This is a genomic window from Methylomonas sp. ZR1, assembly GCF_013141865.1.
GTDB lineage: Bacteria > Pseudomonadota > Gammaproteobacteria > Methylococcales > Methylomonadaceae > Methylomonas.
In genome coordinates this window covers 1,342,053-1,364,831 of record NZ_RCST01000001.1, presented here as the reverse complement: position 1 = coordinate 1,364,831, position 22,779 = coordinate 1,342,053, and the positions used below count along the sequence as shown (strand labels likewise).

Here is a 22,779-nt window from a genome sequence, read left to right as displayed (position 1 = left end):
ATTCACCCATTGGGGCAAATTCATGTCCCAATGGGGTCATGGTTTGCCCTGTATTTTGGAGCACACCATGAAAAATAGAACCTTACACAGCGCATTCCCCATCGTCGCGGCGGCCATTGGCAATCGCTTTGGCGTCAAAGTCAGTGTCGGCGGTGATAAAGCCGAAACCGATGGCCAAACCATTTGGCTGCCAGCCTATGAGGGCGACGATGCGGATTATCAGGATTACGCCTGGGGACTATTGGCCCACGAGGCGGCGCATATTCGTTATTCGGATTTTACGCTGCGCTTTGGGCATTCGGTATTACGCAGGCGCTTATGCGGTGCCATCGAAGATGTCCGCATCGAGCACGAACTGGCCAAGGACTTTCCGGGAACGCGACTAACCATCCGCACCGTAATTGAAAAGATGATTGCCAAAGGCGACTTTGTGGCCAGTAGTATTGATGATCATCCGGCTAATATTCTGTACAGCTTTGTCTTGAAAAGTTTGCGGGCAAAGGTATTAGGTCAATCGGCCCTGCAACCTTTGGTCGCGCAAACCGAAGTGGCACTGAAAGCGAAATTTCCGAAAGGTGCCGTCACGCGGCTGAAAGGCTTGTTGTCGGAAGTACCGGAAGGTTTGCAATCGGAGTCCGATTGTCTGCAGTTGACCGATCGCATCCTGACCATGATTGAGCAGGAGTTCGAGCAACAACGGCAACGTAATCAGGCACGGCCATCGGCAGATGAGGACACATCGCCTGAATCGGATGATACGGATCAGGATAGTGAATCAGCCAATTCGGAAGATTCGAATGGCTCTGATTCCGAAGATGATATGGAACACGATCAAGGTTTACCTGCGGATAATGACGACAAACAGTCTTCAGAATCCGGTGATAACGATGATTCCAGCCAGGAAAATCCTGACGATGACCCCAGTGCGCAAACAGAAAATTCTTCATCCAACCCGCAAGGGGATAACGAAGAGAGCACGGAGATTGCAGACCCGATGGGCGTCTTGCAAACCCTGTTGTCCGCCGGCGACGGTGACATTGAACAAGACCTGTTTGAATCCCTTAAATCAGCCTTGTCGTTGGCGGCGGAAAACGTGTCAGAACTGCTAATGCCCAGTGGCCACGAGCCGCCCATGGATGAGCGGGCCAGTGCGTTTTTACTGCGCAAGGTGCAAGGCGAGTCGGGAAAAATCCGCGCCGCTTTACAAGGCCTGGTGCAGTCGCAAACCCTCAACCGCTCGCAACACGCCTGTCGTGGACGGCGGATGGATGGCAAGCGTTTACACCGTTTGCCATTAGGAGAAACCAAGCTGTTTCAACGCAAAGAGACCAAAGCGGCACCCAATACGGCGACTCATCTGCTACTGGATAAATCGGAAAGCATGGGTTATCAGGTGACTGATAGCCAAGGCCAACCGATGGGATCGCGGATGCCGATTGCGTTGGAAGCCACCTTGGCGCTGGCATTGGCCTTTGAAGGCATTCCGGGGGTTAATCCCGGCGTGACTGCGTTTCCAGGGCATCAGGATGACTCAGTTTTCCGATTGCTGGAGCATGGTCAACGCGTCAATGCCCGAACCGGCGCCTTTTCTCTGGCCGCCACTGGCAGCACACCGATGACCGAAGCGATCTGGTTTGGTGCGGCATCACTACTGCGTTGCCGGGAACCGCGCAAAGTGTTGATGGTGATGACCGATGGCCAACCCAACGATACGTTGAGTACGCTGGAACTGTTACAGCGCTGCCGCGATAGTGGAATCGAAACGGTCGGCGTGGGATTGGGATTGGATGTCAGTCATCTATTCCCGATTGCCATCACCATTAACGATCTTTCAGAGTTGAGAGCGCAATTGTTCGATCTCTCGAAATCGTTATTGTTGGCGGCCTAAATCTCGGCCAGTCAATTATCCGTAGCCCAATCCTTAGGTCATAACCTATGCGATTGTGGCTATGGGTAACTGATTGCAACTGCGGTTTGTCGAATGCACTCCATATAACGAGCCCATTCGACAAACAGACCTTTCATGTGTTCTTTTCGAAGAATGCTGAATCCGACTTCGGTCGGCGTTCCGTCTATAGGCGGCGAGCAAGGTATTCCCTTGATCGTGTCGGGTGCGTTAAGCCCGATGTAAATCGCAGAGGTATTACCCACTGCAAATCCAAAACCCGCTTTGGGCGTCCATCGCCCGACCGGGTGCTGTTCGTTCGAAGTGATTTTTTAAACTTTTAAAGGAGAACTTCAATGAACTTTATTTTCGGCATCATCATTTTGGCGATGTTTATCATCGCTCTGCGAGTCCTTTGGGCAACAGCGTTGCAAATCTTTAGCACGTTGAAACACGTAACTCAAGCGTTTCACCGCTATCGTATGCAGCGATTGGCAAGAAATCGGCTACCGGTCATCATGCCACGTAGCCGAGAAGACTTGGATTGGTTGGCGATATCGGATTCGGTGCGCCAGGAAATTCAGAGTCGCAATCGTGAAACCAATCGAGAGTTGGAGCAATTGGAGCTTCAATATCAAGCCAAACAGAAAACAATCAAACTCTACGAGGCGGATATTGAAATCACCAAATTGGAGCGGGAGCTATTGAAAATCAAACCGACGATTGTCTCGGCGGAAACCGAGACCAAACCCCGTCGGCGGTCTAAAAAAGTGGGCGAATCAGCTTTGGCAAATGACAAAACCACCAAAACCGCCCAACAGGTTTTTCAGTTGCGGGAAGCGCTGAAAGGTAACGCCAACGCGTTACCGGTTAATCAGCAAGCCCGCCATTGAAGACCCGTAACGTGGTTCCGGTTGCCGTATTGATACGGCGAACCGGAGTCTCGTCTTGATTCGATTCATCAGTAAATACCCAGCTGCCTTCGGGCAATAACGACAACAAATCGTTCTGGGTTTCCCGGCGAATCTGTCGAATCTTGTTTAGAAACGGCCAGGCTTGTTCAGGATTATCAATCCGCTTGAGCACGTCGGCTTCCAAAACATCCAATTTTTGGAAAATTTGTTGGCAATGTCGAATGACTTTTAGTGGTTCGTCGACCGGAATCGCCATCGGTTTTCGACTTGGATACGTCTCTTCCGTCTGCTTAGGACTGAGGAAATCAAAAATGCGCAAAATATCGTCAAACATGGCTATTTCTCTGCTTTTTAATGAGTTTTAGTCACCATATACCGATTTTTGCGCGAATTCAACCCCGCTGTGCGAGCCGATTTTCGGCTTTAATCAGCGATTTATTACCTGCAGGAACCTCATCCTGCCGGGTGGTCGTTCCTGCATTTTTTGGAGGACATGACCATGAAAACAATCAACCAACCCAGCGTTGGCACAACCGCTATCGAAAACAGCACGGTTCGCTATCTGAATCAGTACCGCTGCCCTTACTGCCAACCGAATGGGAGGATGTGTGGGATTGCGCCTGTAACGATCGCTGCCCGGACTGCAACAAGGAGATCGAGCCTTATGAAAGCACATTGCTCGAGAGTGAGTCGGTGAAAACCGATTCGCCAGTCGAAGAACCCGCCATAGCTACTGCCTCGGCGGAAGGCATGACTCGGCACTTCGTGGTTTCGTATGAAATCGATTATGTGCACCGAGTCTCGGTAGGTATCACCGCGGACAGTCCCGAATCGGCACAACAGATTGCCGAGCAGGCATTCAATGACGCCACGATTTGGGATGACACTGTCGCCATGCCGTTATTGTCCGACGAATACCTTGAGTCGGGCGATGAAAGCCTGGTCTGGGAATGCGTTGCCGTTGCACAGTGGCCGGAACCAGATTATTCGGTACGGCAATTGAAGAAAGAGCAAGCGGCCCTGCAAGTTTGCCGCAGTTTGGTTGAAGCCTATCAACAAGGCGAAGCCAACGGCGGCAGTATCGATTGGGAAAATTTAGATCAGTTAATCCCTCTGGCCTTACAAGCCTTGGGAAAACCTGCGCTAGAAATCCAATCCTGAAAAATGTGCGCGATTTAAGCGCGCAATTTGCAGAAACCTGAGTTAGCTAAGTCATTCGATTCGGCACTCATTTTTATCCATCCACACGGGAATGTCCTATTCCCGCTGGGGAATCGTGATGTTTCCGTATTTTTATTGAGGACAACATCATGACACAAATCTTTCAACACACCTTCGGTACGGGTCATTGCATTCGCTATCAGCGTTTGTCATCCGGCACCTGTTATCACGCCGACACACCAGAACCGGTAGTCGAGTTGTTGGAACAGCTTCGCCATAGCCGGCGAAAAATCCGGTTGTATTACGGCGATCCAACTACCGGTCAATCGTGGCTTGATGAACACGATGTCATCGGTTGGATTAGTCGCTCGACCGGCACGATTAAAGTGCCATTGTTAATAGAACCCGGCGATATCGGTGGTCCGGCATTACTGGATCAGTGCATCGTTCGCATTGATAGCCCACGCCAGGTACTTTATCAACACGACGACTTTCGGGTTGGCGCGGTGGAACTGGTCAGAGGCGAGCTTAACCGTTTGCCATGGGAAATTTGGATCGACGGCAGCGTACATGCCCGATTCAAAGCAAAAACCGAAGCCCGGCAGTATCAGGACTTCATTCAAGGTAAGCGGTTCGCGTTGATATGACGCGCCGTTTGATTTCGACACTCGGTTAAACCGAGTCTTTCACTCTACCCCTGCGGGATGATTCTATCCCGCCAGGGATAAATCGGTCGTCAGGGGCTTCTTTGGAGAATACCATGACAGACCCTTATCAATATTACCCCACGCCAGAAGCACTGAGCCGTAAAGCCTGGGCTATGTTCAAGAACCAACAATTCACTCGGGTATTGGAGCCTTCAGCAGGCGAAGGACATTTGCTTCGTTCAGTACCCTACCAATACGGGAAACGTTTGCCGATCGATTGCATTGAAATCGATATCCGCAAACATGCAGTTCTGCGCGATGAAGGCTTTGCCGTGGTGGGGATGGATTTTCTGCAGTTTCAAAGCGGCAGTGTCTATTCGCACATCATCATGAATCCGCCGTTTGCCGACGGGGCCAAACACGTGTTGAAGGCTTGGGAGATTTTGTTTGACGGTGAAATCGTCGCCATCCTCAACGCCGAAACCGTGCGCAATCCGTTTTCGAAAGAACGCCAGCTGTTATTGCGTTTGATCGAGCAGCACGGCGAAGTCGAGTTTCTGCCAGAAATGTTCGCCGGCGAGGATGCCGAACGCAAAACGCCGGTCGAGGTGGCCTTGGTCTGGTTGAGGAAAACCTCAACGTTTGAGCAGGACATCCTCGGCTGTATTCTGGATGATTTGCGCCAGGATAGGCGGGAGGCCGACGATTTAGCCGGTGAGTTTCAAATGCCCAACGAGTTGGCCTTACCAAACGCCTTCATCGACAATGCGGTACTGATGTTCAATGCCGCGGTCGAAGCCGCGCGCCAAGCCGTATTCAGTGAAGCCCGAGCCAGTCGTTATCGGGCCATGCTGGGTAAAACTCTCGGCGAACTGAGCGGTGGCGGTATCAGTAGTGAAGACGAGTCGTCTTCGGATGCGGTGAAGCGGACGCTGTTTAAACGCTATCACGATTTGAAGAATCGGGCCTGGGTCAGCATTTTACGCTCGACACAGGTCACGTCGCGCTTGTCGTCGGCGGCGCAAAAACGCTTGGAATCGGATTTCGAAACGGTGAAGTCCTTGGAATTTGCCGTACCGAATATCTATGGCTTTCTGCAAGGCATCATCGATCAGCAAGGTGAAATTCAACTGAGCATGGTCTTCGATGTATTCGATCTGATCACCCGCTATGTCAGCGATAACGCGGTGTTTTACATGGGCTGGAAATCCAACGACAAACATCGCACGTTGGGGATGCGGATCAAAACCACGCGCTTCATTCTGCCGGGTCATGGCTCGAGTTCTTACCAGAAAGGTTTGAACTGGGAATCGGAACGGCTGCTGGCCGACTTCGACAAGGTGTTCGCTTTGCTCGACGGCAAGACCGAAGCGGAAGTGAGTTTGGTGTCGGTGTTTCGGCAGCATTTTCACGCGCTTCGGGTTGGAAAACGGATCGGTGGCAGTTATTTTGACGTTCGCTATTATCCGGGCGTCGGCACCATTCACTTTTTTCCGAAAAGCAAAATCTTGATCGATCGGATGAACCGTTGGGTCGGCCGCCAGCGCCGCTGGTTGCCGCCGGTGGACATCCAAGCTGGAAAAGGTTTCTGGCAGCAGTTCGAACAGGCGGAAGCGTTCGATAAGGCGTTTCACACCGAAGTGAACAAGCAGTGCAAACGCAATGGTCGAGCTATCCGATTCGATCCCTTTTGGGCGATCAAGCACGGTGGCGAGTCGGAACGGGAAAAAGGCCATCGTCTGTTAACCCAGGCTATGAGCAGCGTGTTGACCAGCCGCGGCATCGATCCCGATGCGGTATTGGAAAACGAACAATCCAGCTTGTTGGAATGGACGGGGTCTCTACCATCGGCTACCGATCTGGCTTTGGCATCGTAATCCGGTGTTAGACGGAACTTAACTTAACCACTGGCCTCGCCAGTATCACCCGCCTCGGGGAGATGATCCGTTCTCCCCGTCGGGGTTGGACTGTGTCGTGTCCTCGGGGCTTTTTTATACCCGGAGAATTACATGAAAACACAAACCAACGAAGTCGCGATGAAAGTGAACCCAACCAACTTGGTCAACAGTCTACGCTTCAGCTTCACCAACAAAACCGCGGTCCTGGGCGAGCTCATTCAAAATGCGCGCCGAGCCAATGCGACCACGGTGGTGATTAACTTTTGTCCTGAAACCAGAACGCTTCAAGTTTTGGATGATGGCTGCGGCATCGACTCGATGGCAACATTATTGACAGTAGCCGAATCCGGCTGGGATGCGGATGTGATCGCCCACGAGCATCCGTTCGGAATCGGCTTTCTATCGGCTCTGTTTGCCTGTCGTCACATCAGCGTCATCAGCAAAAGCGGTTCGATCGATGTCGAGACCGACCACATTCTGGCATTTAAACCGGTAACGATCACACCAATCGAAGATTGGAACGGTATCACCTGCATTACCTTACAGGATGTCGCGTTGGAGATGGGGCAAATTGCCGCCACGCTGAAACGCTTGGTGCGCGGTTTCCCCGTTCCCGTGCTGTTCAACGATCAATTGCTGGAACGTTCCTGCGCGCTGGATAGCGGGTTGATTTTTGTTGACACCGAGATTGGTGTGATTTATCTGCATGGCATGGATCAACCCGACGGAGCGCAATATGAGTTCGATGTCTACCTGCAGGGTTTACCTATATATTCCTCGCACAGCTATACATCGCACCGCCATATCATTCATCTGGATTCTGCCGGTTTTCACGCCCGCTTGCCGGATCGTGACAAGCTGGTCGACGAGGCTGATGTGGTCAAGCGGGTTAAAGCCGTGCTGGCGAAAGCCATCGAACAGCGCTTTATCCAGATGAAAGCCACGCTCTCTGCTGAAGAGTTTGTCGGTTTTTATGACATGTTGCGGCATTGGGAACTTCTGCGGTTACTCAACGATGTGCCCGTAGTACCGCCCGAGGCCTTACGCGAACTCATTGCTTATCCGGTTTGCGATACCGAAGTTTTTGATAACTTCGAGCAACGGCCGGAAAAAGCCATGACCCGTGCAGACATAGTGGCCCGCGGTATCGTTTCGATTGATGATGACATCAAGCAGGACGGCGCTGCGCGTTTTATGTTTGCATGGAGCCGTAATTATTTGCTCTACCATGGCTCGCTGGATAAGGGACATTGGCTTCATTCGCTGGTTCGGCATCTTAAGGATGAGGAGCTAGTGATTGAAACGGTCAATGAATCGCACCAGGCTCAATTTCAAGGTGATTGGTGTTGGGTCTACGTGCGGTTTTGCGATGCTTACCGAATCCGGCTTGGACAGGATATTGTTGAGATCAGGGATGAGGCTTGCTACCAAGGCCAGGAAAACGCTGATGACATCATTGTGCCCAAGGGCGATTGCTCGGCTCAGGTTTTGCAACAAATGGCCAGTTTCAGAAGCGAATACGATGAATTTCAGGAATCGACCTTTGAAAGTGATTCGGATGCCTTCATCGCCTTTGTGGTGGCCAATACCGCCAGCGATCCAGCCAATGCCATACAGCAACTATTGCCAAACTTTTGCGGCTGTCCGGCGTTGTACGGCAAAGCCTTCGTGGTGGAGTTGGATCAGCAAGGTAAACTGGCTTCGGTAATGGCGTATCCAGCGGCTCAATCCGTTCAAGCACAAACACCTGCAGCTGATAGGTAGCTAAGTCACTTTTATATTAGCGCATTATCCAGCCGAATAATGCGCTCTCCTTAATCACCGCAAATGAAATCAAATTAAAGCTCCATTCATGGATAGTGAAAAATCAACTTTAGACATTCAGCCGCCAGATCCGTTAGGGTCGGCGGCTTTTTTGTGCATGGCTTTTTCACGTTGCGTAAAAAAGTAGTTAATATAATACCTAACCCGCGCGGCCGCCACTCGACAACCCTTTGATAGATTGTCGAGTGGCGGCCCTTGGAGCATTTATTTGCTCCGGGTTCACTTCATGTCCTTTTCTCTGCGTAGTAGCCATTTTCTGTCCCAATGGATTTCCGCCTTGCTTCCAGCCGTGCCGCCGCGTTCGCGGGCGACCTTCATCAGATTGCTGCGCGCCTGCCTAGTGTTGCCGGTGCAAACCCTGAACTTGGTGATCGACGATACACTGGCGATGCGCCACGATCATGAGCACAAAACCAGTCGCCCTGATTTCGTGCAGGCACAATGTTGGGTGACGCTTAGCGTCAGCGTCTTGGGTCACAACAAGGCTAAGTTGGTGCTGCAGATTTTTTCGCGTTTGGTGTCAGACACCGGCAATCGTAACAAGCTGCCCCTCGCATTAGCCTTGCGCGAGTCTTGGCAACAACACAGACGGTGCCGACACGGTTGTTATGCGACTCATGGTTCATGCGCGGCCGTTTGGTTTTGCCGTTGCTCAGCCGTGGCATCCAGGCCATTACCCAAGCCCGCATCGATCCGCCTTGTTTTTGCCGCCCGACATGTCCGGCAAGTCTGGTCGTGGCCGACCGCGGAAGTATGGCCAACGCCTGACGGCGGAGGCGATCACCACCTCGCCGGCGATTGAGTTGTCGCTGACCATCTATGGCAAACGCGAATACGTTCGGCGCTAGCCTTGGCCCGCTTCCTGAAAGGAGCACCTGTGCGGGCCGGCTGGTGCGAGTTTTACGACGACAAAAAACTATCCTGGGCAAAGCCGCGCCTGTTGTTGGTGACTGAAACCGAACTGTCAGGTCGAAGCGATGGTCGAGTTTTACGCCCGTCGCTGGTGGATAGAACCCTTGTTCCACAATCTGAAACGCTCGTGGGGGATTTCCAATCTCTGGCAACAATCGCGAACCGCCCTGGAAACCTGGATGCAAATCCGCTCCACCGCCTCCGAGGTTGATTTTCGTCAGTTCTTGAACATAAACCCGCTATCGTCTGTTGATTGGCTCGTTTTTAAGAATCTCATATTGTTCCTAATGAGACCGTTTACCAAAAATCCTCAGTTTCGGGCAATGCTAACCTCCACTTGTGATTTAGTCCGAACGCTGAAACCAGTCCAATTGTTGATGAAGTGTAACTACCGCACCGACAATAATCAGTGACGGCGGCTTGATCTCGGACTGTTCCATACGACTTGGCATATCCGCTAGTGTTCCGGTTAAAACCCGCTGGTTTCGGGTTGTACCTTCCTGAATGACGGCAATGGGGTGATTGGCCGGACAACCGTACTGGATCAGCGATCGGCAGATGATTGCCAATCCAGCCAGTCCCATATAAATCACAATGGTTTGATGGGGACGAGATAATTGCTGCCAGTCGAGATTGATACTGCCGTCTTTTAAGTGGCCGGTGACAAATGTGCAGGATTGAGCATGATCGCGATGGGTCAGCGGAATGCCCGCATAGGCGGCACAGCCTGCCGCTGCAGTAATGCCAGGCACAACCTGAAAGCGGATCCCTAGTTGGATAAAGGACTCGATTTCTTCACCCCCACGACCAAAGATAAAAGGATCGCCACCCTTTAATCGGGCGACACGTTTGCCGGCCAGGGCTAAATCAATTAACAGTTGATTAATCGACTCCTGCGGTAGGCTATGGTTATCCCTCTGTTTGCCGACATAGATTTTCTCGGCGTCTCGTCGGGCCATATCGAGCACTTCTATAGAAACCAGCCTGTCATAAACAATAACGTCTGCCTGCTGCAACAGACGCAAGGCTTTAAACGTTAATAAATCGGGGTCGCCAGGACCGGCGCCTATTAAATACACTTCACCCTGATTTGCTGTAGGGTCAGCCTGCTGCAGTTGCGACCGCAGCAGTTCTTCCGCGTCGCTCTGCTTGCCTAAAAAAACTAATTCAGCCACGGGCCCTTGTAAAATTTTTTTCCCAGAAAACTCTACGCTGATTCGGTTGCGGAATGCGTTGTTTGACCAATAATTTGAATTTTTCAGCCAATTGCACCAACAGGCCAAACGATGCCGGAATGGCACTTTCCACCCTGGCGCGTAAAAGTCGCGTTAATACGGGCGATACACCACTTGAGGATATGGCGATAAGTAGGGGCGAACGATCAATAATGGCCGGGAATATAAAGGAACATAACGCCGGATCATCAACCACATTAACGGGGATTTTCCGCTGATTCGCCAACTTGGAGACCTCTATATTCGTGGAGCGGCAATTGGTAGCGGAAACCACGAGTCCCATACCGTCGATATCCTCATGCGTAAATGCTTTTTGACGGATAACGATTTGATTCGAATGATTCATAGCAGCTACCGTGTTACCAATTTCCAAAGCAACGACGACGATGTTTGCTCCAGCTCGGACCAGTAATTCAATTTTTCGCGCCGCAATTTCGCCAGCGCCTACCACCAAACACGTTTGGCCTTTAACTTTTAAGAAAAGAGGAAAATAATCCATAACGCTTTGTTTTACTGCTATGGAACCGAGCAAGTACTTTGATGATAAATCAGCGCTTCGACAGGTCGACCGCCCACCAAATGCTCGTCAATGATGCGCTGTAAATTGGTTTCATTGACGTTGTAATACCAGACGCCATCGGGCTGTACACACATGATGGGACCGGATTTACAGGTGGCAAAACAGTGGGTGCGGGTGCGCTTAACCCTGATGCCGGCCGCTTTGAACTTCTCGCCCAGGGTTTCGAATAAGGCCTGCGCTTCGCCATTTTCGGTGCAGCGGGGGCCGGTACACACCAGCAAGTGGCGTTTGTAGTCACCCATTTTGGGTTTTTCCGGCATGGGGATGGTGTTATCAGTCATGGTGGGTTGGTTCCAAAACAGTTGGGGCGCTAAATTGCGCTCGGTCATCGCGGTAATGTTGTAGGGCTGTGCTGTCGAAGCCTGCTTCGTCAGCGACTAACCATAAGTTGAATAAGGCGTCGCCGTGTTGATCGAGTACCTGAATGCCATAGGTTTGATCATCACGGCTGACAAACCAAATCTGCTGCGTTTTGCGCCAGTCGATGTGCAAATGAAAGGCGTCGTTGACGATACTCATCCAGCCGTTTTTGTTTTGCAAATCAGCGGCCTTGATCAACAATTCCGCCACGGCGCCCGCTTCGCTGCGCACCACAGCGCGTAATTTGCCCCAAGCCTGGCATGATTCCAGCAAACGATCATGGCTGTCCGGGATTGCCCGTTGCGCGCAGAACAGGCCGGCTTGATCGCCCGGCGTGGACTGGCTGACGGCATCGAGAATCTCCGCCAGCGGTTGCGCGAAGTATGCTGCCGCCTGTTGCAATGTCACCTTGGGCGTGTCGCGCAAATATTGCCGCACACAAGCTTTCCAGCCCTCCAAACCCATGCTCAGCGAACGCCCCGCCTGCTCGCCTGCGCGGGTTTCGCCGGTCATGGCGTCATATTTATTGGCATAGCCGCGCGGCGTCACCATCAACCCTGCGCGGACGAAGGTACTGCTATTGCCGACCAACACCGTGGTCAACATGCCGATGTCGCAATCGGCCATCTCCGCTAAGCGTACGAGCTGGATGTGTTGCCGAGCACGATAACCGGATTTAACGATGGCAACCGGCGTGTCCGGGCTCCGATGACGCAGCAATATAGTTTGCGCTTCGACGATATGCTGCGTGCGGCGACCGCTTTTCGGGTTATACAAAGCTACCACGAAATCCCCGCGCGCCGCGCTTTCCAGGCGGCGGGCGATCACCGACCAAGGCGTCAACAAGTCGGACAGCGAGATCGAACAAAAATCATGGGTCAGCGGCGCTCCGACCAGGGATGCGCAACTCGACAACGCGGTACTACCGGGGACCACTTCCACCTGAATTGGATCATCCGGCGTCCAACCACTGTCCAGCAGCAGTTCGTAAGTAGGCCCGGCCATGCCGTAAACACCGATATCGCCGGACGACACCATAGCGACGATTTTGCCCTGCTTGGCATGTTCATACGCTTCGATACTGCGATCGAGTTCTTCGGTCATACCTTTTTTGATGACTTCCTTGCCATCGAGCAAGTCTTGCACCAGTTTGATGTAGGTGCTGTAACCAATCACCACGTCCGCTTCCGCAATCGCTTGACGAGCGCGGGCAGTCATGTGCTCATGCGCGCCGGGGCCGATGCCCACCAGTAAAATTTTGCCTGCTTTTTTCATTTGATTCTCGCTATCGAAACGGTGGCGTTCTTGCCGTCCGTGCCGCAATATTTATGTTTCTCGACCAGTAAATCCGACAATTCGGCATTGGCCGCTCTCAAAGCGGCCGCTTCCGCCACCGCCGGAGTACCCATGTATTTCATGACCACCTCGGATGGATTCGGTACCGGGATGGCGGCCAAGACTTCTGCCGGGTAAAAAAACAACGGCCAACGGTGTAGTTGGGCCAGTTGTAACAGGGCCGCTTCGTCGTTTTTTTTGTCGATGCTGGCCAAACCGGCTACCGCTGACACGCCTAGCCCGCATTGCCACAAAGCCTGAGCCAAGGCTTGCCGTAAGGTTTCCAGGCTGGCATTGCGGTCGCAACCCATGCCAATCATGACTTTCATACGCTTACGCTTGATCCCTGGGCGGCCGATACACCACCAATCGCTCAGCCAGTTGTTGCCAAACAGCCGGATCGATTGCCCGGTGTGTGACCCATAGAATTGACCGGTATTGTTCGGTGTTGACGTCCTCAAAGCGCTGGAACAGATGAATATTGGCCGGTAACGGCGAGGGCCGCGTCCACCAATTTGAGCTGCCGGCTTCCTGCACGAAGGCAATTGGCAGTTGATTGACCACGTCCGCCGACACACGCGTGATGTTGACCTTAGGGGCTTCCACTTGCCAGCCCAGTTCACGGCCCAAGATATCCACCGGAATGGTTTTGCCCACGTCCGATGCGGTGGTCAGTACCGGCGTGGCATTTAGCAACGCGGCGACCTTTTCGGCATAAGCATTGGCACCGCCGACATGGCCGGATAGCACCGGGATCACGAATTCGGCGGCATCGTCGATCACCAGCACACCGGGATCCACATCCTTGGATTTAAGATGCGGCGCAATCAGCCGTACCACCGCACCGAGCGACACCAGAAAAATAATTTGGTCGTAGGCTGCGAACAACTCGCCGAGTTGCGCGCTCAACGCCCCCTGATACACGCGGCGCGGATTGGCAAAATCACCCAAATGTTCGGATTGCTTCTCCGACACCACCACCTCCGCTTCGGGGAGTTGTGGTGCCAGGCGAGTGGCAATCCCGGCGCCGTGTTTGGTAATCGCCACCAGGGCGACACGCACTTCATTCATCGATTGAGTCCTTTTTCTTGCGGCAACCGCGCTGCATTTCGCTGCGCTGACGGCCTGGGTTTTTGATGATAAGTAACGACAGATAATTGACCTTTTGCCCCTCGAGGCTGGCGATGTCGTGCACCATGCGTTCTTCCGGCGCCCCGGCTTTTTCGATAAACCAGCCTTGACCGAGCAAATCACGGCGGCGCAGCAAATCGATTACATCGTCCAGCAAAGGTTTGACCTTAAGCAGCACCAAGGTGTCGAAATCCTCGAGCAGGCGTTCAATCTGATCAATGCCGTATCCGGCGGGGATGATGGCGATAGTGTCATCAACATCAGCCAGCGGTTCGCCACTACGCGCCGCAGCGGCATGAAACGACGACACCCCCGGCACGACTTCCACGGTGACATCGGCTTGCAAAGCACGCACGCTGCGTTGCAAATGGCCGAAAGTGGAATAGGTCGAGGCGTCGCCCTCCACCAGAAACAACACATCCTCGCCGCGTTGTAATAGTGCCAACACGGTTTGTGCTGCTGCCAGCCAGTAACGGGCCAGAATCTCGGCATCGTGAGTCATTGGAAAATGCAGCTCGCTATGTTCGACAGGCAGTTTCAGGCCGGCGCGCAAGGCTATATTCAAGGCATAACTGTCGCTATTTTTCTTGCGTACCGGATAGGTCCAGTGCCGGGACCCCGATAGTAAGTCCCAGGCACGGCGGGTAATCAGGCCAGGGTCGCCGGGGCCGAGTGAGACGCCGTAGAGTGTGCCGAGTTTAGTGTTCATCGTGACCGAATAATATGGGCTGTAAAGAATGGGTGGCAGATACGATCCACACTGGATTTTCGGCCTGCATGCGATGCATATTGAGAATCGGGCTACTACGCGAGGCTTGAATCTGACAGACGTCCCAGTCTGCGCCGAGTTGTTTAAGGGTATCGACGGCGGTGGACAGGTTTTCCAGCGTGACGAAGTTCATCACCAGCCAACCCGCCGGGCGCAAACGCCCTAAACACAAGGCTATCAATTCCGCCAATTCGCCACCGGAACCGCCGATGAATACTGCATCCGGATCGGGCCAGGTGTCGAGAAATTGCGGCGCCTTGCCATGCACTAAGCTGTAATTGCTGATACCCCAGGCAGCCTGATTCTGTTCGACATTAGCCATGTCATCGGCGTTTTTTTCGATGGCAAAGACATGACCCTCCGAACACAGCCGCGCCGCCTCCAAACCCACCGATCCGGAGCCGGCGCCGATGTCCCAGACAATACTTCGACGCGCCAATTGCATCCTCGCCAACGATACCGCACGCACTTCGCGTTTAGTGATCAGGCCTTTTTCCGGCTTGCGCTGCTGAAAGCTGTCGTCGCTGACGCCAAACAATACCGGTGCGGACAAAGCCGTTTTGCGTTTTAGAATGACGACGTTGGGATCGAGATAACGGCTTTGAGCGACCTCCGCGATACTCAGCCAGGCGTTGACTCGCTGTTGCGGCTGCTTTAGAGCTTCAGCAATCGCCATTTCGAACGCATCAGCCAAGCCTTCGATTTGCAATAAGCGGGCGATACGTGCTGGGGTGTTGTCCGGGCTGGTCAATATCGCCAGCAAATCGTGTTTGCGGCAGCGCTGAGCTAATTCGTACAAGCCATGCTCCGGCGTGGCCCCGCCCAGCCATTCACCGGCATCCTTGCTGTGGATCGAAACGATAGCGGCGGTTTGCCAAGACAATTTCAACTCGGCAAAGGCTAGTTGTATCGTACTTAGATTGGGCAAGATGCGTACCCTTCTGGACTCCAGCTTGCCGGCCAGGAAACCGGCGATGCCGTGGCACAAGGGATCACCAGTCGCTAGTACAGCTACTGCTTCATTTTGTGCCAACGCGACATTGATCCAGTCCGGCACTTGTTTGAGTTGCCCTGTTAAGTCGTAGTGTTTGGCCTGAGTAATGTCTTTAGCCAGCGTTGCCAGCAGACGGCTGCCGGCGATGACATGCTTTGCTTCGCGCAATGCCTGCAAGGCCTCCTGGCTCAGGCTGGTGACGCCGTTGTCTAGTACGCCGATAAAACTGCACATCGCTTGCATGATCAATTCCTGCCGGCTTCGGCCAGTTTGTTGCCATCGAAATCGCACACCAGAACACTGATGTGAAAACCGCCGGGATAACGGTTTTCCAAGGTGGCGATGACTCGGTTAGCCAGTTCGACATGAAATTCGTATTCCAACCCCAACTCGGCCATGCATTCGGAGGCGTAGCGAGCGGTTTCTTGAGCAGAGATGGCGTCGCACACATCGTCCGGCGCACCGATGCTACGGGCAATATCAGCGACCAGTTCCACGTCGACCGGGGCGCGACCGGCATGCGTAATGGTTTCACCCTGAGCCATTTTGGTCAGCTTGCCGACCATACCGCCAATGATGATGTTTTGAATGCCGCAACGAGCGGCGGTGTCCAGTGCCGGTGTCAGAAAGTCACCCATTTGCACGAAACAGCTTTCATCCAGGTCGGGCAATTCGCGCATCACGAATTTCTCGGTGCGGCCGCCGGTGGTCAGCACCACGCTAGCCTGCCCCTGATTGGCCGCAACTTCCACGCCTTGCACCACGCTAGCCCGAAACGCCGCCGTGGAATACGGATGCACGATTCCGGTCGTACCTAGAATCGAAATACCGCCGATAATGCCCAAACGATAATTCAGGGTTTTTTTCGCCATCTCTTCGCCGCCCGGCACCGAGATCTTTACCTGTAGACCTCGGGTTTTTAGCGCTTCGGCGGCGATCAGACGGATGTTCTCCTCGATATTTTTACGCGGAACCGGATTGATGGCCGGACCGCCGACCGCCAGCCCCAAACCGGGCCGAGTGATCAGGCCTATGCCTGCGCCGCCTTGCAATACGACAGTGTCCGGTTGTTCTATCCACATCACATCCGCCGTCAGCCGAGCGCGATGGGTGCAGTCCGGATCGTCGCCGGCGTCTTTTTCGATGACAGCATGTGCTCGGTCGTTCTGTACGAAGCTTTCTTCGACTTTGAATGCCACGTCTTGCCCATTGGGCAGCACGCAGTCGATAGTGTCCGGCACGCGCCCATTCAGCAAACCCTGCACTGCCGCCCGTGCCGCTGCCGCCGAACAGGCGCCGGTGGTGTAACCCTTGCGGGTACCTTTGGGTTTGCGTTCCGGCATTGCCATGCTATCAGCCGTTTTTCTGCCGGGTTTCCGCCAAGCTCAACAAGGCATGAATCGCCGCGACGACCAAGGTCGAGCCGCCCTTACGTCCACGGGTGATGATCCATGGCACATCGGCTAATTCGGCGAGTAAATCCTTGGATTCCGCTGCAGAGACAAAACCGACTGGCATCCCGACGATCAGTGCCGGCTTGACGCCTTCTTCTTTGATCATCCGCAACACTTCCAACAGCGCGGTCGGTGCGTTGCCAACTGAGACGATACCGCCGGCGATTAAACCCAGGCGCTGCGCTTTACGCATGGCTTGTACCGCGCGGGTACTGTTGACCTGTTTGGCGGCGGCTATGACATCCGCATCGGCGATGAACTGGCGGGCGCTGATGCCAAAATGCGCCAGGCGCGGCTGCGATAAGCCGACGCAAATCATTTCCACGTCGGCAACGATAGGCGCACCATTTAAAATGGCTTGAATACCATCTTCGACTGCATGCGCGGAAAACTCGGTCAGGCCATTAAACTCAAAATCCGCAGTGGCGTGGATCATGCGACGCACCACTTGCCATTGGCCGTGGGAATAATGGTGCTCGCCGACTTCGCGGTCGACGATGGCAAAGGAATCGTGTTCGATTTGTTGCCCAGCCTGGGTCAGTTGTTCGGTTTGAATGTTGTGGCTCATGGCTAATCAATGATGGTGGTGATGTTCGGCTTGCTCGCGATACTGACAGCCGTCGCATTCCAGCATTTTCGGCGCGAGCGGGTCCCAGGCTTCGGTAACCCGTTGATCCAGCAATTTAAAAATGGCCGGATCAAAACCAAAATACGTACCGGCACCGAAGACAATCTGCGGATATTGGCTTTGCAAGCGTTCGATTTGTTTGCCGATGCGCTCGATCAGCAAGCCGGTAAACAGGTAATAGGGCAAAATCGCAATCTGCGTCATGCCCAGTCGTACTTGACGTTGCACAGCGGTTTCCAAACGCGGATGGGTAATACCGGTGAAGGCAATGTCGACGAGTTCATGCTCGGTAGCTTCAAACAGCCAACGCGCTAATTTTGCCAATTCCCCGTTGGCGACCTTGTCGGAAGAGCCGCGGCCTAATATGATCACACCGGTGGTTTTTGGATCCGGCATCGCCAGAGATTTGAGTGCCGTTTTGAGCTGTTTTTGCAGAATGGCCAGTAATGTTTCGTTGCTGCCCAAATGCGGCGCGTAGATGAATTCGACCGCCGGAAAATTTTCGCGGGCTTCCTCGATGTGCTCGGGAATCTCCATCTTCACATGCCCGGCGGCGCTGATGATCAGCGGTACGATTATCACGCGGCTAGATCCTTGCGCGGCGCGGCTCAATCCTTCTTCCAACAGCACCTCGGCGAGTTCGATATAGCACAACTCAATGCGCCAGTCGGGGTGTTGCGCCTGCCATTGTTGTTGAAATTCGCGAATTTCATCGTTGCCGGCCTGATTGCGCGATCCGTGGCCGACCAAGAGAACGGTGGTTGTCATACTTATTCCTTAGACTGAGGCCGCTCGGCGCGGCGAAAACGATGGGTAAAACCGGCATCATAAAGTTTGGATTTTTTTAACGATGGCCAGTGCCGCGCGCCCAAGGTGGGGCTGATGACGATCATGGCCTGACTGTTGATTTTGGCGGCCCGGCAGCGTTCGCGAATATCAGCCAGGGTGCCGCGAATAATCTGTTGTTCACCCGGCCAGCTGGCTTTGTGGACCACCAATGCCGATGCATCATCCGACCAACCTGCGTCTTTTAACTCGCGTTCGATCGTGGGCAGCAAGGTGATCGATAAAAACAGGCACAGCGTGGTGTGATGGCTGGCCAATTCTTGCAATGATTCACCGTCCGGCATCGGCGTGCGGCCTTCAACACGGGTTAAAATCACGGTCTGCGTGACTTCGGGCAAGGTCAGGCTTTCGACTGCACAAGCCATCGCGGCAAACGCCGACGAGACGCCCGGCACTACTTCGACGGCAATGTTGGCCGCATCCAGTGGTTGCACCATTTCGATTAATGCGCCGTACAAGCCAGGGTCGCCGGTTTGCAGGCGAATGACGGTTTTGCCCGGACCGGCTTGTTCGGTCAGCCAGTTGGTAATCTGCTCCAAAGTCATGTCTTTGGAGTCTTTGATCACGCAAGTGCTTGGTGCCCATTGCGTCGCGGCGGCTTGTACCAGCGAACCGGCGAACAAAATGGCATCAGCCTTGGCGATTAAGTCGCGGCCTTTGACTGTGATTAAATCCGGATCGCCGGGACCTGCGCCGACAAACCACACTTTAGGTTGAATGCTCATAGAAAAAATCCAGCCGCGACCTGGGGGTTGAACGGAAAGTAGGTGTGCAGATAAGACGCTTGCAACGAACCCAGCTGATAAAAGTTTTCGTTACGGCGACGATTGCGTTGGGGCTTCGATTCGGTGAACGGTTGCCGTGTGGTTTCCAGTTGCGAGTGATGAAAGCTATGCCCGCGAATTTCACCTTGTTCTAACTGCACGCCGTGCATGCCAAGATTGACCAGCCGGTTTTGCATCTGCGCGCTACCGGGTAGTAATCCTGCCATCGCTGCCGTATGGCCGTCTTTATCGGCCAGGCGTTCCAGCAAATATAAAAAACCGCCGCATTCGGCGTAAATCGGTTTACCGGCTTGATGATGTTGCTGCAAGGCTTGTTTCATGGCGACATAGTCGGCCAATGTTTGGAGATGTAGTTCCGGGTAACCGCCGGGCAAATAAACACTGTCTGCCTCGGGTAATACGTGGTCTGCGAGCGGCGAGAAAAACGTCAGTTCAGCGCCCATGGCTTGCAAACAATCCAGATTGGCTTGATAGATAAACGAAAACGCGGCATTACGAGCTACTGCGATACGCTTACCAGTCAGCAATTTCGGCGGCGGATCGGTAGTAATCGGCGCGAAGGTGACCGGCTGCGGCAATCGGCACGGCGCAAGGCTGCTGAGCAATTCTGCGGCGCGGGCCAGGCGAAGATCGAGGTCGCCGATTTCGTCGGCCTGCAACAAACCCAGGTGCCGCGACGGCATGCCGACTCCGGTATCTTTCGCCATCGCCGCCAGCAAAGGTATGTTATTCGGCAACGCTTCTTCTAGCAGTTTGGCATGACTAGGACTGCCGACTTTGTTGGCGATGACCCCGGCAAACGTTAAGTTGGCACGGTAATGGGCTAAGCCATAAGCTACTGCGGCAAAAGTTTGTGCCATGCCGCCCGCATCAATGACAACGGCCACAGGCACGTCTAGTGTTTGTGCCAAATCGGCGCTGCTGCTATCGCCGTCGAACAAGCCCATGGCACCTTCAATCAAGATAACGTCAGCGTCGGCGGCGGCGTTATAAAGCATCTCACAGCAATGCGCTTCGCCCATCATCCATAAATCCAGCTGATAAACCGGTTGTTCGCAAGCAAAGCTCAAGATTTGCGGATCGATAAAATCCGGGCCGGTTTTGAACACGCGTACCTTGCGGTTTTGCTGACGATGGTAATAGGCCAAAGCTGCAGTTATGGTGGTTTTGCCTTGCCCGGAGGCAGGGGTGCTGATCAATATCGCCGGGCAATGGCGTGTTGCGGCAGCATTCATCACTAAAACGTTACTTTACGCAACAATCGGCCCGATATTGTGCCTAAGGCCAGCCAGAAAATAGCGTTGTTGATGGATGTCAACACCACAAAATGCTGTTGTAAGGCTTCGGGCGCTAAAGCCTGAGCAACCTCGGGATGCGGTGCGCCGATCAGGTGCGGTAAGGTCAGTAAGCCAGCGCCGCCGATTTGCAGCCAGCGCTGTTTGGTCAAAAACAGACCAAACAAGCCAATCGCGGTAGCGGCGGCCGTAAAAAGCCACCACGCTTGGCGACTATGTAATTCGGCGCTGTCGGTGCCGGGCAACTCCGGCGGCAAGCCCAATGATGGCGCGACAAAAAATACCAAATAACCGGCCAAACCCCAGCCGAGTCCGTACAGGTAACCATGTTGATCCCGCCAGTACAGGGCGACACTGATAAACAAGGCAAAGCCGAAGCCGGTTAGGCCATTGAACAGCAAGGTAAAGCCATTACGTTGCCAGCCGTCCATCGGTTGCCAGTCACGCACATGCTCAGCCGATGGCGTTTCGAATTGTTCGGCGGCCAAAATCAAGGGCAAGGTTTGATAGTGTTGTAGCACGCTGAGTAACAAGCCGCCCAATAGTCCCGCCAGTAGCGAGATGGTGACCAGCTTACGAAAATCCGCCATGTTAATGGCAAGGAAAAGCTGCGCTGTGACGTCCGTCGTGGGCGGCGTTATGCAGGTAGTTGTTAGCGTCCTGCAAGAAACCCAAACCTAACACGACGGTCAGGCCCAAAACAATAGCACTCAGGCCGGGCAGGATTTTTGAGGAAGAAAGGGTGGTAGATGCCGCGAGTGTTTTCATGGTTGTCTGTTCCGAATAAGGTGGACGGAATAACAGAGGGAAAGACAAACCAAAAAAAACCGATTTGACAGATCGCCCTCCGCAATACTGTTGACTACAGTTTTAGGCCTGTCTCCGGGCTCGTGACGAATCACCTACCGTTGCGGGGGCAGCGTCGGCATTTAACCGACTTCCAGTTTCACCCGCCAAGAGCGGGAACCTTAAAACCAGCGGCGATTGTATGCCGCAGCTAGTCGTAGGGCAAATGAAATGTATTGAAATAAGAATAAACGGTGCGGCAGCAGCTCCTCTCGACAAGTTATCGATCAACCAGTAATCGCCCGCAACGAGTGATTCTATCAAAACTAAACACATGCTCTCTCGGGCTTTCATAACAACGCCCCACCAATCTTCGTCTGTAATCCGGCTCGCCTTTTTCGAGATAAATAGTGGCGCCACAAATGGGACATGCCGCCGAATACCGAACTAACCGAATTACTCTTAAATCTCCGTCTCGAAGCAGTTCGAACTGCGCAGACTGTTCATAAAAATTTGTGAATAGTTCATGGGCTACGACAATTCGATCATCCAACAATAATATCCAAGGCTTGATGATAGTTACCCAGGAACCATAGGGAATCGCAAAAATACTGACCAGTAATGTCAAATCTTGCGTTGTCACCGGCCTAGGCACGGATAACGATAGCCATCCGGCATAGGCAATTAACAATGCAAGTCCGCCTATTGTTGCCAACCAGCCCAGTACTCCCCATACATGCCATCGGCGTAATTCGATTTGTCCGTGCCGAAATAACCAACTCGCGATCCAACTGGGTTTGACTTCACCCAATTCTGTCAGTTGATAGCTGGCTTGCAAATCGGCTATGTTGCTCCCAGCCCGAACATTCTCGATTGCTTGGTCTTCTTCCAATATCACCGGAACCGTTTCAGCTTTGATATAGAACGTCGTGTGTCGTCCCGGCCCTCCCTTTGTGCTTTTACGCTCCGGCTTTGGATAATGCGAAAGCCTACGCTTACGGGCAAACTCCATGATTTGCGGTTCACGGATTTCGCAATATTTTTTTAACGAACCCGGCCAGTCGATCCATTTTTTAGGTTCGGCACTGTCTAAGGACTCACCAACAGCAGCGACGATTGCATCGGCCGTGAAACGTCGCTCCGACTCTTCGAAATCCACTTTCTTTAACGATTCCTGAGCTAACGCGCGCAATATGCGGTGGCCTTTTTCATCGCTTGGCTCACTATCCAACCAATCGATCAAGCATTGAATTACCTCGCGCATAAACCACCCCAAACCAGGTAACCGGTAGTTGCGGTCTGGTTAGCGAATAGCCGATTCATAACAATATCCTCCATAA

The 22,779-nt window shown here is 53.2% G+C and carries 23 protein-coding genes, 1 pseudogene and 1 riboswitch; of the genes and pseudogenes, 8 read left to right on the top strand and 16 right to left on the bottom strand.

Going from position 1 to position 22,779, the window contains the following annotated elements; genetic code table 11:
* Positions 1-67: 67 nt before the first annotated feature.
* On the top strand, positions 68-1,888 hold the full coding sequence (locus tag DDY07_RS06130; RefSeq protein WP_171695212.1) for a VWA domain-containing protein: 1,821 nt from the start codon (positions 68-70) through the stop codon (positions 1,886-1,888).
* 353 nt (positions 1,889-2,241) lie between these two features.
* A complete protein-coding gene (locus DDY07_RS06125; protein WP_171695211.1) occupies positions 2,242-2,778 on the top strand; it encodes a hypothetical protein in 537 nt (178 codons plus the stop codon).
* Here the strand turns inward: DDY07_RS06125 and DDY07_RS06120 are convergent.
* Positions 2,756-3,133, bottom strand: a complete 378-nt coding sequence (locus tag DDY07_RS06120; protein WP_171695210.1) for a hypothetical protein — start codon at positions 3,131-3,133, stop codon at positions 2,756-2,758. The genes DDY07_RS06125 and DDY07_RS06120 overlap by 23 nt on opposite strands.
* 20 nt (positions 3,134-3,153) lie before the next feature.
* On the opposite strand from DDY07_RS06120, the gene DDY07_RS06115 reads away from it, so the two are divergent.
* The 6 genes from DDY07_RS06115 (at position 3,154) to DDY07_RS24405 (ending at position 9,654) form a co-directional block, all read left to right on the top strand.
* Entirely contained in the window at positions 3,154-3,960 is an 807-nt protein-coding gene (locus DDY07_RS06115; protein WP_253734420.1) for a hypothetical protein, read from the top strand.
* Positions 3,961-4,109: 149 nt separating this feature from the next.
* Positions 4,110-4,607, top strand: coding sequence for a hypothetical protein (locus tag DDY07_RS06110; RefSeq protein ID WP_171695209.1), 498 nt, complete (start codon positions 4,110-4,112; stop codon positions 4,605-4,607).
* 113 nt (positions 4,608-4,720) lie between these two features.
* A complete protein-coding gene (locus tag DDY07_RS06105) occupies positions 4,721-6,484 on the top strand; it encodes a DUF4942 domain-containing protein (protein WP_171695208.1) in 1,764 nt (587 codons plus the stop codon).
* 132 nt (positions 6,485-6,616) lie between these two features.
* Positions 6,617-8,269: an ATP-binding protein gene (locus DDY07_RS06095; protein ID WP_253734419.1), complete on the top strand. Its 1,653-nt coding sequence runs from the start codon at positions 6,617-6,619 to the stop codon at positions 8,267-8,269.
* A gap of 286 nt (positions 8,270-8,555) precedes the next feature.
* Positions 8,556-9,131, top strand: coding sequence for a hypothetical protein (locus DDY07_RS06090; protein ID WP_171695207.1), 576 nt, complete (start codon positions 8,556-8,558; stop codon positions 9,129-9,131).
* A 175-nt stretch (positions 9,132-9,306) separates the two neighbouring features.
* On the top strand, positions 9,307-9,654 hold the full coding sequence (locus DDY07_RS24405; protein WP_171695206.1) for a hypothetical protein: 348 nt from the start codon (positions 9,307-9,309) through the stop codon (positions 9,652-9,654).
* Here the strand turns inward: DDY07_RS24405 and cysG are convergent.
* The 15 genes and pseudogenes from cysG to DDY07_RS06010 all read right to left on the bottom strand — a co-directional run bounded on the left by cysG (position 9,586) and on the right by DDY07_RS06010 (position 22,598).
* A pseudogene (gene cysG / locus DDY07_RS06080) lies at positions 9,586-10,975 on the bottom strand (siroheme synthase CysG). The gene DDY07_RS24405 and the pseudogene cysG overlap by 69 nt on opposite strands.
* A 17-nt stretch (positions 10,976-10,992) precedes the next feature.
* Positions 10,993-11,337: a ferredoxin gene (locus tag DDY07_RS06075; protein WP_171695205.1), complete on the bottom strand. Its 345-nt coding sequence runs from the start codon at positions 11,335-11,337 to the stop codon at positions 10,993-10,995.
* Positions 11,330-12,691, bottom strand: a complete 1,362-nt coding sequence (gene cobJ / locus DDY07_RS06070; protein WP_171695204.1) for a precorrin-3B C(17)-methyltransferase — start codon at positions 12,689-12,691, stop codon at positions 11,330-11,332. The genes DDY07_RS06075 and cobJ overlap by 8 nt, the downstream gene beginning before the upstream one ends.
* Positions 12,688-13,080, bottom strand: a complete 393-nt coding sequence (locus DDY07_RS06065; RefSeq protein ID WP_171695203.1) for a cobalamin biosynthesis protein — start codon at positions 13,078-13,080, stop codon at positions 12,688-12,690. The genes cobJ and DDY07_RS06065 overlap by 4 nt, the downstream gene beginning before the upstream one ends.
* A gap of 4 nt (positions 13,081-13,084) precedes the next feature.
* Positions 13,085-13,822, bottom strand: a complete 738-nt coding sequence (locus tag DDY07_RS06060) for a cobalamin biosynthesis central domain-containing protein (protein ID WP_171695202.1) — start codon at positions 13,820-13,822, stop codon at positions 13,085-13,087.
* Positions 13,815-14,591 carry a precorrin-2 C(20)-methyltransferase gene (gene cobI / locus DDY07_RS06055; RefSeq protein ID WP_033158752.1) on the bottom strand — a complete coding sequence of 259 codons (777 nt, stop codon included), beginning with the start codon at positions 14,589-14,591 and terminating at the stop codon, positions 13,815-13,817. The genes DDY07_RS06060 and cobI overlap by 8 nt, the downstream gene beginning before the upstream one ends.
* Positions 14,581-15,888, bottom strand: a complete 1,308-nt coding sequence (gene cbiE / locus DDY07_RS06050; protein ID WP_171695201.1) for a precorrin-6y C5,15-methyltransferase (decarboxylating) subunit CbiE — start codon at positions 15,886-15,888, stop codon at positions 14,581-14,583. Before cbiE ends, cobI begins: the two co-directional genes overlap by 11 nt.
* Before the next feature lie 2 nt (positions 15,889-15,890).
* The gene (locus DDY07_RS06045; protein ID WP_253734418.1) at positions 15,891-16,994 is read right to left on the bottom strand and encodes a cobalt-precorrin-5B (C(1))-methyltransferase; all 1,104 of its coding nucleotides are present in this window, start codon (positions 16,992-16,994) and stop codon (positions 15,891-15,893) included.
* A gap of 4 nt (positions 16,995-16,998) precedes the next feature.
* A complete protein-coding gene (locus tag DDY07_RS06040) occupies positions 16,999-17,667 on the bottom strand; it encodes a precorrin-8X methylmutase (RefSeq protein ID WP_171695200.1) in 669 nt (222 codons plus the stop codon).
* Positions 17,668-17,673: 6 nt separating this feature from the next.
* Positions 17,674-18,495 carry a sirohydrochlorin chelatase gene (locus DDY07_RS06035; protein ID WP_171695199.1) on the bottom strand — a complete coding sequence of 274 codons (822 nt, stop codon included), beginning with the start codon at positions 18,493-18,495 and terminating at the stop codon, positions 17,674-17,676.
* Positions 18,496-18,497: 2 nt separating this feature from the next.
* Complete coding sequence (cobM, locus tag DDY07_RS06030) at positions 18,498-19,298, bottom strand: precorrin-4 C(11)-methyltransferase (protein ID WP_171695198.1); 801 nt, start codon at positions 19,296-19,298, stop codon at positions 18,498-18,500.
* Complete coding sequence (locus tag DDY07_RS06025) at positions 19,295-20,593, bottom strand: cobyrinate a,c-diamide synthase (RefSeq protein WP_171695197.1); 1,299 nt, start codon at positions 20,591-20,593, stop codon at positions 19,295-19,297. Before DDY07_RS06025 ends, cobM begins: the two co-directional genes overlap by 4 nt.
* Positions 20,594-20,595: 2 nt before the next feature.
* Complete coding sequence (locus DDY07_RS06020; RefSeq protein WP_171695196.1) at positions 20,596-21,243, bottom strand: CbtA family protein; 648 nt, start codon at positions 21,241-21,243, stop codon at positions 20,596-20,598.
* A gap of 1 nt (position 21,244) precedes the next feature.
* Positions 21,245-21,421, bottom strand: coding sequence for a CbtB domain-containing protein (locus DDY07_RS06015; RefSeq protein ID WP_081607879.1), 177 nt, complete (start codon positions 21,419-21,421; stop codon positions 21,245-21,247).
* Between the two features lie 87 nt (positions 21,422-21,508).
* A riboswitch (cobalamin riboswitch) is annotated at positions 21,509-21,639 on the bottom strand.
* A gap of 80 nt (positions 21,640-21,719) precedes the next feature.
* Positions 21,720-22,598 (bottom strand): hypothetical protein, encoded by an 879-nt coding sequence (locus DDY07_RS06010; protein ID WP_240618037.1) that lies wholly within the window; start codon positions 22,596-22,598, stop codon positions 21,720-21,722.
* Positions 22,599-22,779: the final 181 nt, after the last annotated feature.